This is a genomic window from Streptomyces sp. ICN903, from assembly GCF_022015835.1.
Lineage (GTDB): Bacteria > Actinomycetota > Actinomycetes > Streptomycetales > Streptomycetaceae > Streptomyces > Streptomyces fenghuangensis.
On the sequence record NZ_JAKMAY010000217.1, the window covers coordinates 1 to 9,961 of the forward strand.

9 protein-coding genes are annotated in these 9,961 nt (G+C 72.5%); 4 read left to right on the forward strand and 5 right to left on the reverse strand.

Annotated elements, in window-relative coordinates:
• Window positions 1-218: 218 nt before the first annotated feature.
• On the forward strand, window positions 219-671 hold the full coding sequence (locus L7D48_RS20385) for an N-acetyltransferase (protein ID WP_237881121.1): 453 nt from the start codon (window positions 219-221) through the stop codon (window positions 669-671).
• A 4-nt stretch (window positions 672-675) separates the two neighbouring features.
• On the opposite strand, the gene L7D48_RS20390 is transcribed toward L7D48_RS20385, so the two are convergent.
• The 5 genes from L7D48_RS20390 to L7D48_RS20410 are packed head-to-tail and all read right to left on the reverse strand — an operon-like array spanning window position 676 to window position 6,080.
• Window positions 676-1,986, reverse strand: a complete 1,311-nt coding sequence (locus tag L7D48_RS20390; protein WP_237881123.1) for a DUF58 domain-containing protein — start codon at window positions 1,984-1,986, stop codon at window positions 676-678.
• A gap of 18 nt (window positions 1,987-2,004) precedes the next feature.
• Entirely contained in the window at window positions 2,005-2,970 is a 966-nt protein-coding gene (locus L7D48_RS20395) for a MoxR family ATPase (RefSeq protein WP_237881125.1), read from the reverse strand.
• Complete coding sequence (locus L7D48_RS20400; protein WP_237881127.1) at window positions 2,967-4,193, reverse strand: DUF4350 domain-containing protein; 1,227 nt, start codon at window positions 4,191-4,193, stop codon at window positions 2,967-2,969. Before L7D48_RS20400 ends, L7D48_RS20395 begins: the two co-directional genes overlap by 4 nt.
• Window positions 4,190-4,888, reverse strand: coding sequence for a DUF4129 domain-containing protein (locus tag L7D48_RS20405; RefSeq protein ID WP_237881129.1), 699 nt, complete (start codon window positions 4,886-4,888; stop codon window positions 4,190-4,192). Before L7D48_RS20405 ends, L7D48_RS20400 begins: the two co-directional genes overlap by 4 nt.
• 55 nt (window positions 4,889-4,943) lie before the next feature.
• Window positions 4,944-6,080: a glycerophosphoryl diester phosphodiesterase membrane domain-containing protein gene (locus L7D48_RS20410; protein WP_308312321.1), complete on the reverse strand. Its 1,137-nt coding sequence runs from the start codon at window positions 6,078-6,080 to the stop codon at window positions 4,944-4,946.
• Between the two features lie 261 nt (window positions 6,081-6,341).
• Between L7D48_RS20410 and mtnA the strand changes: the two genes are divergently transcribed.
• The 3 genes from mtnA to mtrB form a co-directional block, all read left to right on the forward strand.
• Complete coding sequence (mtnA, locus tag L7D48_RS20415) at window positions 6,342-7,532, forward strand: S-methyl-5-thioribose-1-phosphate isomerase (protein ID WP_237881133.1); 1,191 nt, start codon at window positions 6,342-6,344, stop codon at window positions 7,530-7,532.
• Window positions 7,529-8,206: a two-component system response regulator MtrA gene (gene mtrA / locus L7D48_RS20420; protein WP_014061181.1), complete on the forward strand. Its 678-nt coding sequence runs from the start codon at window positions 7,529-7,531 to the stop codon at window positions 8,204-8,206. Before mtnA ends, mtrA begins: the two co-directional genes overlap by 4 nt.
• Window position 8,207: 1 nt before the next feature.
• On the forward strand, window positions 8,208-9,961 hold a 1,754-nt coding region (gene mtrB, locus L7D48_RS20425; protein ID WP_237881135.1), incomplete at its 3' end, for an MtrAB system histidine kinase MtrB.

A 9,961-nucleotide genomic window follows, 5' to 3' on the forward strand; every position in this document is an offset into this window, starting at 1 on the left:
AAGCCTCTCAGCGCCGATGGTACTGCATGGGGGACCGTGTGGGAGAGTAGGACGCCGCCGAACAAAATGTGAAGCCTCGGTCTTCGAGTTTATGACTCGGAGACCGAGGCTTTTTTGTGTTGAGGCTCAGTACGGTGTGCTGCCAGGATCGGCGGATGGCGGAATACAGGGTCAGAGCGGTTCGGGCCGGCGAGTGGCGGCGGTTGAGGGAACTTCGGTTGGACGCACTCGCCGATCCTGTGGCGGCCATGGCGTTCCTGGAGCGGCACGAGGAGGCCATCGCGTACCCGGACAGCGTGTGGCAGCGGAGAGCCGCCGACGGTGAGGGGCGCGGGGACAGGCTGACGCTCATCGGGGAGACCGGCGGCGGGCTGTGGTGCGGGAAGCTGACGGTTCTGGTCGAGGGGGACCGGACGCAACTGGTCGGGGTCTACATGAAGCCCGAGCACCGGGGCACGGGACTGGCGGCACAGCTCTTCGAGGCGGCTGTCGAGTGGTCATGGGCACGCCCGGCGGTCGAGGGGGTACGGCTGTACGTACACGAGGACAACCGTCGGGCGGAGGCCTTCTACCGCCGCCGGGGTTTCCGGCGCACCGGGAGGATCGACACGGACCCCCGCGCTTCGGCGTTCACCGCTCACGAGATGGAGCTGCCCAGGCCTCGGCTCTGAAGGCTCAGAGACGGCCGGCGGCCTTGAGAGCGAGGTAGGCGTCGGCCAGGGCCGGGGCGAGCTTGTCGGGGGTGGCGTCCACGACGGTGACACCGCGGCGGCGGAGCCGGGATGCGGTGTGGCGGCGTTCTGCCTGTGTCCGGGCCGCGGACGCGGCCCCGTAGACGGCGTCGAGTGTGCCGCGTGCGGTGGCCATCTCCTCGATGCGGGGGTCGGCGACCGAAGCGATCACCACCGTGTGGCGCTGGGTGAGGAGTGGGAGCACGGGAAGCAGGCCCTCTTCCACGGGGGAGGAGTCGAGGCCGGTGAACAGGACGACGAGTGAGCGCTGGGGAGCGTTGCGGAGGACGGTCGAGGCCATGCCCCGGGCATCGGACTCGATCAGGGCCGGTTCGAGCGGCGCCATCGTCGTGACCAGTGCCGGCAGCAGATCATGGGCGGTGCGGCCCCGGAGCGTGGCGCGCACCCGGCGGTCGTAGGCCAGGAGGTCGAAGCGGTCGCCCGCGCGCGCCGAGAGGGCGGCCAGCAGCAGGGCGGCGTCCATCGCGGCGTCGAGGCGCGGGATGTCGCCCACTCGGCCGGCCGAGGTTCGCCCGGTGTCGAGGACGGCCAGGATGCGGCGGTCGCGTTCGGGGCGCCAGGTGCGGACGGCGACGGAGCTCTGGCGGGCGGTGGCACGCCAGTCGATGGAACGGGTGTCGTCGCCCGGGATGTACTCGCGGAGGCTGTCGAACTCGGTGCCCTCGCCACGGGTGAGGACGCTGGTGCGCCCGTCGAGTTCCCGGAGCCGGGAGAGCCGCGCGGGCAGGTGTTTGCGGCTGCTGAAGGGCGGTAGGACGCGCACGGTCCAGGGGACGGAGTGACTGCCCTGGCGGGCGGCGAGGCCGAGCGGGCCGTACGAGCGCACGGTGACGCGGGCGGCGTGGTGGTCGCCGCGCCGGGTCGGGCGCAGCCGTGTGGTGAGGAGGCGGCGTTCCCCGCCGGGCACGGTCAGCCGGTGCCGGGACGCGGCGATCTCGGAGCCGGCGGCCCAGACACTGGGCGGCCAGGCGTCGCGGAGGTGTGCGCGCAGCGGACGTCCGGCGGGGTTGGTGACGGTGAGCCGGACTTCGGCAGGCTCACCGAGTCGAACTGATGTATCACCGGAACGGGTGAAAAGGAGCTTTCGGACTGGTGCCGCACGTCCCAGGTCGTACAGAATTGCGAACAGCAGGGTGAGTTCGACGGCGAGCAGGCCGGTCCAGCTCGGGAGCAGGAAGCCGACGAGAAGCGCGCCGAGGGCGGCGATGAGGGCTGTACGTCCGGTGAGAGCCATCGGTCGGTTCGCGTCGTCTCAGCGGGGCACGGGGACGTGGGCGAGCAGCGATGAGATCACGCTGTCCGCGGTGACGCCCTCCATCTCGGCCTCGGGACGTAGCTGGATGCGGTGTCGCAGGGTGGGCAGGGCGAGTGCCTTCACATCGTCGGGGGTGACGTAGTCGCGTCCGGTGAGCCAGGCCCAGGCTCGGGCGGTTGACAGCAGTGCGGTGGCGCCGCGGGGTGAGGCGCCCAGGGAGAGCGAGGGGGATTCACGGGTGGCGCGGCAGATATCGACGACATAGCCGGCGACTTCGGGTGAGACGGATGTCTTGGCTACTGCGGCCCGGGCCGCGTCGAGTTCCGCGGGGCCGGCCACGCGGCGTACGCCGGCGGCGGTGAGGTCGCGGGGATCGAAGCCCTCGGCGTGCCTGGAGAGAACCTTGATCTCCTCCTCCCTGGAGGGCAGTGACACCTGGAGCTTGAGCAGGAACCGGTCGAGCTGGGCCTCGGGGAGGGGGTAGGTGCCCTCGTACTCGACGGGGTTCTGGGTGGCGGCCACCAGGAAGGGGTCGGGGAGCTTGCGTGCGGTGCCTTCGACGGTGACCTGCCGCTCTTCCATGGCTTCGAGCAGAGAAGCCTGGGTCTTCGGCGGAGTGCGGTTGATCTCGTCGGCGAGGAGGAGGTTGGTGAATACCGGGCCGGGCTGGAAGGAGAACTCGGCCGTGCGGTTGTCGTAGATGAGTGAGCCGGTGACGTCGCTCGGCATCAGGTCGGGGGTGAACTGCACGCGCTTGGTGTCGAGTTCGAGTGTGGCGGCCAGGGCTCGGACGAGGAGGGTCTTGGCGACGCCCGGGACGCCCTCCAGCAGTACGTGTCCGCGGCAGAGCAGGGCGACGACGAGTCCGGTGACGGTGGCGTCCTGGCCGACCACGGCCTTGGAGATCTCGCCGCGCAGAGCCTCGAGGGCGGCGCGGGCGCTGTCTGCGGAGGGGGCGCTCACGGGGTGCGGTCCTTGTCTCTCGGAGATGGGGTGATGCGGCGTTCGAGGAGGTCGAGCCGGTCGGCGAGCCGGACGAGGGCTTCGTCGTCGGCAGGGGCCGGGCCGAACAGAAGGCCGTGGATCTGGATGCCGTCGTCCCCAGTGCGGGCGGCGACGGCCGGGCACAGGGCCTCGGAGCGGTGGGCCTGTGCGGTGGGTACGCCGGCGAGAGGGGCGATCCGGGTACGGGTGGCCGAGCGCAGGGCTTCGGCGGCGCGTTCACGCGCGTTCGCCCGGCGGTAGAGACGGGCGCGGCCCTCGGTCGCCTCGGACGCCGGGACGGCCACGGGCAGCCGTTCGGGGACGAGAGGACCCAGACGCCTGGCCCGCCAGAGTGCGGCGAGGACCGCGGCGATCGCGAGTTGGAGGGCGCCCCACCTCCAGCCGGGGGGGATGAGGTCGAAGAAGCTCTCGTCGCCGCCGTCGGTGGCGGTGGCGTCGTCCAGGGAGGGGAGGTACCAGACCAGATGGGGACGGGAGCCGAGGAGTTGCAGGGCGAGCGATGCGTTGCCGTGTTGGTCGAGGCGGTGGTTGTACAGCAGGTCCGGGGCGCCGAGCACCACGGTGTCGCCGTCGCCGGTTTCCGCGGGGAGCCGCAGCAGGGTGGGCAGCTCGCCGCTGGGGTAGCAGGCCTCGACCGAGGCGGCGGAGGTGGTGTAGGTGATGCCGCCGAGTTCGGCCGCGCCCGCGCGCCGGGCGTACGGGGCGTCGCAGCCGGGGCGGAGCACCTCGACGGAGGCGGGCTCCACGGCGCGTACGTCCGGAGCCAGAGTGCCCAGCGAGGCCGGGCCCGGGGCCAGCAGGACGGTGCGGCCTCCGCTGTCGGACGCGGCGGCGCGCAACGCGGACTGCTGGCGTGCGCTGAGCAGGTCCGGGTTGGCCACCAGCAGTGTGGTGTCGGGGCCCAGCGCCTCGGTGGCCTCGGCGATGCCGGTGGCGACGGTGGTGTCCACACCGCGGTCGGCGAGGAGTTCCGCGGTGGCGCGGCTGCCGTAGCGGTCGGCGGAGCGGGGGTCGAGCAGTCCGTGCTGCCCGCCGGAGCGGAGGGCGGCGATGACCAGACCGGCCAGCGCCAGGACGGCCGCCGCCAGCAGCAGACCGCGGGCGCGCCCCCACAGTTGGCGTGCGGTGGGCGATACCGAGGTGGCCGCGCCAGTGGAGGGGGCGGGAGGTGCGGTCGTCATACGGCGCCTCCGCCGGGGGTCGCGGGTGCGGGGTCGCCGGTGAGGCGGGGCCTGCTGTGCCGGACGGCTTCCTCGAGGTCCCGCAGCCGCAGGTACGCGGCCTGGTCGGCCGGGCGTCCGGCGTATGTGACCTCGTCGAAGGCGAGGGCGGCGGCGTACAGGGCCGTGGTGTGGTCCGGGAGGACCCGGGCGGCTTCGGACGCGGCCTCGTCGGCGGTGCGGCCGGGGCGGGGGTCGAGCAGGGCGCGTTCCTCCAGGGAGCGGACGAGGGCGCGCATCCTCTCCTGGAGGGCTTCGCTCCAGCGGGCGTCGGAGGCGTACCGCTCGGCCTCGGCGCGGTGCTCGTCGGCGCTGCGCGGGCGGTCGTCGAAGAGTTCGCCGCGCCTGGCGGACCCGGGTGCGCGGCGCAGTGCGCCCATGCGCAGCCGCAGGCCGGCCAGGAGGAGTACGACGAGCAGGGCGACGACCGCGAGGCCGACCCAGCCTCCGGGGGTGGCCCCCGCGGCGGTGTCGAGGAGATCGCCGATCCGCTCCCACACCCAGTCGAGGAGGCGCCGCAGGAGGCTCGGGTCGTTCTCGTGGTACATGGGCTTGGACAACTCGTCCTCGGCGGCCTCGCGTGCCGGGGCGCGCGGAATCGTCACCGGCGCCCCGTCGTCGGAGCCGCCGGAGTCGCCGAGGCTGCCGGAGCGCATGGCGAACGGGGTCTCCCGTGCCGTCGTGCGCGTGCCCGCTGACCGCGTCACCACATCAGTTCCCCGGGGCGGTGTCGCCGGTGTGCCGCTCGTAGCCGGGTACTTCCGCGGCGCGGGCGAGTTCGAGGTCGAGGGCCTCGCGGCGGATGCGCTGGTCCATGTAGAGGAGGGCGGTGACACCCGCGCTGATCGGGAGGGTGATGGTGGAGGCGAGGACCGCTCCGATGCCGACGATGATCAGGTATGTCCAGGTTATGTCCGCGACGCCGCCGGTCATGAAGCTCTCGATACCGTCGCCGCCCAGTACGGGGGCCAGGAAGGAGGCGGGCAGCTGGATGATCATCGCGATCATGAAGACCAGCACGGTGGTGAGGAGCTGGATGCCGAAGATGCGCCACCAGGAGTTCCGCACGAGTTTGGCGGAACGCCGGAGGGCGGCCAGGACGCCCTGCCGCTCCAGCATGAGGGCGGGCGCGGAGAGGCAGTAGCGGACCCACAGCCAGACGGCCGCCACGGCGCCCACGAGGCCGCCGAGGAGGGCGACGCCCACACCGGCCAGCTCCGAACCCGCCGCGCCGAGGAGGATGCCGGGCAGGAAGCCCAGGGTGACCGCTCCGCTCACGATCAGTCCCACCAGCAGCGTCAGTCCCAGCAGGCGGGCGAGCTGCGGTCGGGAGTCGCGCCAGGCCTCCCCGATGGACACCGGGCGGCCCAGAACGGCACGGCTGACCACAACGGTGAGCATCGCGGTGGCGATGACCGTGCCGATCAGGGAGGCCAGCAGTTCGACACCCAGGGCGCTGAACGTACCGCTGAAGGCGTCCAGCACCTCGTCCCTGGTCGGTTCGGCCTTGGCCTCCAGCGCCTGGAGGCCGCTGTTGTCCCGCATCCAGACGCCGGTGGCCACGGTGGAGGCGAGCTGGATCATGATCGCGACCGCGAGCGATATGCCCAGGACCGTCCGCCAGTGGGCCCGTGCGGTGGAGACCGCCCCGTCCAGGATCTCGCCCACGCCCAGGGGACGGAGCGGGATGACGCCGGGCTTGGCCGCGGGCGGCTGGTTCCAGTTCCCCCAGCCGGGCCGGCCCGGTGGCGGGGGAGGAGGAGCGCCCCAGCCCTGAGGGGCGGCGGGCGGCTGCTGCGGCGACCAGTTCGCGGCCGGCTGCCCCGGTGGAGTCCTGTCCGTGGGCACCTTGTCGGTGGGCTGCCCGGAAGCACCGCCACCGGATGCGCCCCCACCGGACGCGGGGGGAGGATCGGAAGGGGAGGATCCGGGCGAGGCCCAGCCCGGAGAGTCACTCACAGCGGTTCACCTCGTGTTCTCGCGGCCTGTTCATGGGGATGTATCGGCTGGTTGGCAGCCATCGTGCCATGGGCCGCCGTGGAACGGCGCGGGGCCTGCGGCTCCCGGTTGCCTTCGACTGATGGTCGGGAGAAGGGGCAGACTGTCCGAATGGTTGACCAGACTGAGGAACGATCCACGGCTTCGGCGCCGGGTGACGCACCGGTTCCCGTTCCCGCGCTGCGCTGGGAGGAACCTCCCGAGGGGCCGGTGGTGGTGCTGCTCGACCAGACCCGGCTCCCCGTCGAGGAGGTCGAGCTCGTCTGCACCGACGTGCCCGCCCTGGTGGAGGCGATCCGCTCGCTCGCGGTGCGCGGTGCGCCGCTGCTGGGGCTGGCCGGTGCGTACGGCGTCGCGCTGGCGGCCGCCCGCGGGTACGACGTGACCGACGCGGCCGAGCAGCTCAGGCACGCGCGTCCGACCGCGGTCAACCTCGGGTACGGGGTGAGCCGGGCCGAGCGGGCCTTCCGGGCGGCTGCCGACGCCGGTGCGGGATACGAGCGGGCGGCCGCCGCGGCGCTGGCCGAGGCCCGTGCGCTGCACCGCGAGGACGCCGAGGCGAGCGAGCGGATGGCCGTGCACGGTCTGGCCCTGCTGGGCGAGCTGCTGCCGGGCGGGGGCTACCGCGTCCTGACCCACTGCAACACCGGGGCGCTGGTGTCCGGCGGGGGAGGCACCGCTTTCGGGGTGGTGCGGGCCGCGCACCGTGCCGGCGAGCTGCGCAGGCTGTGGGTGGACGAGACCCGGCCGCTGCTCCAGGGGGCGCGGCTCACGGCGTACGAGGCGGCCCGGGAGGGCATGGCCTACACGGTGCTGGCGGACAACGCCGCCGGTTCGCTGTTCGCGGCGGGTGAGGTGGACGCGGTGCTGGTGGGCGCGGACCGGATCGCGGCCGACGGCTCGGTGGCGAACAAGATCGGCAGTTATCCGCTGGCGGTGCTGGCCCGCTACCACCATGTGCCGTTCGTGGTGGTGGCGCCCATGACCACGGTGGACCTGGAGACGGCCGACGGCGGTTCGATCGAGGTGGAGCAGCGTCCCGGCCACGAGGTGACGGAGTTCGCGCCGCCCACGGTGCCGGGAGCCGGGATGGAGCCGGGCAGCGGCATCCCGGTGGCTCCACTGGGCGCGCAGGCGTACAACCCGGCCTTCGACGTCACTCCGGCGGAACTGGTGACGGCGATCGTCACCGAGCGGGGGGTGGTGTCACCGGTCACGGGAGGCGCGCTGGCCGAGCTGTGCTCGCCCTCACCGTCACCCCGGGAAAAGTCACGATCGGGTAATGGGATGATGGACGCATGAAGGGACGCGTCCTGGTCGTCGACGACGACACCGCACTGGCAGAGATGCTCGGCATCGTGCTGCGCGGCGAAGGCTTCGAACCGTCGTTCGTGTCGGACGGGGACAAGGCTCTCGCCGCCTTCCGCGAGACCAAGCCCGACCTCGTGCTGCTCGACCTGATGCTGCCGGGCCGGGACGGCATCGAGGTGTGCCGTCTGATCCGCGCCGAGTCCGGGGTGCCGATCGTCATGCTCACGGCCAAGAGCGACACCGTCGACGTGGTGGTGGGCCTGGAGTCGGGGGCCGACGACTACATCGTCAAGCCGTTCAAGCCCAAGGAACTGGTGGCCCGCATCCGGGCGCGGCTGCGCCGCTCGGAGGAGCCCGCCCCCGAGCAGCTGGCCATCGGTGATCTGGTCATCGACGTGGCGGGGCACTCGGTGAAGCGGGACGGGCAGTCCATCGCGCTGACCCCCCTGGAGTTCGATCTGCTGGTGGCCCTCGCCCGCAAGCCGTGGCAGGTCTTCACGCGCGAGGTGCTCCTGGAACAGGTGTGGGGTTACCGCCACGCGGCGGACACCCGGCTGGTCAACGTCCATGTCCAGCGGCTGCGTTCCAAGGTCGAGAAGGACCCGGAGCGGCCCGAGATCGTGGTGACCGTACGCGGCGTGGGGTACAAGGCCGGACCAAGCTGACATGTGGCGCGGCGGTCGATTCCTCCCGGACGGGCTGCTGTCCGAAGGGGCGACGGGCAGCCGGGCGCATCCCCTGTTCCGGATGTTCGTCCGCTGGGTGAGGCGCCCGCTGCTGGCTGTGGCACGGCTGTGGCGGCGCAACATCCAGCTGCGGGTGGTGACCGCCACGCTGCTGATGTCCCTCGCGGTCGTCCTGCTGCTGGGCCTGGTCGTCATCGGCCAGGTCAGCAACGGGCTCCTGGACGCCAAGCAGCAGGCCGCACGGAGCCAGGCAGCCGGCGGTTTCGCGGTGGCCGAGCAACTGGCCGACGACGCGGCCGACGACGTGGCCTCGGGAGGCGCCGGCAACGTCCGCGACGGACGCCAGGACACCGGCACCTGGCTGAACGACCTGGTGACACAGCTCGCCAGCGGCGGCCAGGGCGTCTACTACCTGGTGGCACTCAGTTCCGAGGAGGGACCGGACACCTTCGGCGCGGACGAGGGATCGGGCAGCCACGGACCTCGCGCGTCCTTCGACCTCAAGCCCGAGGAGAGTGTGTCGCCGCAGCTGCGCGAGGCACTGGACGACAGCCCCGACACCTACGAGCAGTACGGCACGATCGTGCTGGAAGGCGGCCGGACCGAGGCCGCGCTGGTCATAGGCAAGCGTCTGAACGATCCCAACGGCGACCCGTACCAGCTGTACTACCTCTTCCCGTTCCAGCAGGAGGAGAAGTCCCTCAGCCTGGTCAAGGGCACACTCGCCACCGCCGGGGTCTTCGTGGTGGTGCTGCTGGGCGCCATCGCCTGGCTCGTCGTGCGCCAGGTGGTCACCCCCGTCCGGATGGCCGCCAGGATCTCCGAGCGGCTAGCCGCCGGACGCCTCCAGGAGCGGATGAAGGTCAGCGGCGAGGACGACATCGCCCGGCTGGGCGAGGCGTTCAACAAGATGGCGAAGAACCTCCAGACGAAGATCCAGCAGCTGGAGGAGCTGTCCCGGATGCAGCGCCGTTTCGTCTCGGACGTCTCCCACGAGCTGCGCACCCCGCTCACCACGGTGCGGATGGCCGCCGACGTCATCCACGAGGCGCGCGACGAGTTCGACCCGGTGACGGCCCGCTCGGCCGAGTTGCTGCTGGGGCAGCTGGACCGCTTCGAGTCGCTGCTGGCGGATCTGCTGGAGATCAGCCGCTTCGACGCCAAGGCGGCCGCGCTGGAGGCCGATCCGGTGGACCTGCGCGATGTGGTCAGGCGTGTTCTGGAGGGCGCGGAGCCGCTCGCCGAGCGCAAGGGCAGCCGTTTCCTGGTCCACGGCGACGAGCGGCCGGTCGTGGCGGAGGCGGACGCCCGGCGCATCGAGCGCGTACTGCGCAACCTCGTGGTCAACGCGGTCGAGCACGGCGAGGGCCGGGACATCGTGGTCCGGCTCGCCTCGGGCGACGGCGCGGTGGCCGTGGCGGTGCGCGACTACGGCGTGGGGCTCAAGCCGGGCGAGGCCAACCGGGTCTTCAACCGCTTCTGGCGTGCGGACCCGGCCCGTGCCCGCACCACCGGCGGCACCGGCCTGGGCCTGTCCATCGCGGTCGAGGACGCCAGGCTGCACGGCGGCTGGCTGCAGGCGTGGGGCGAGGAGGGCGGCGGTTCGCAGTTCCGGCTGACCATTCCACGGACCGCGGGCGAGCCGCTGCGCGGCTCCCCCATCCCCCTGGAGCCGGCCGACTCCCGCCGCCGCGGGGAGGCCGCCCAGGCCCCGCCCGGCGGGGCGGACGCCCC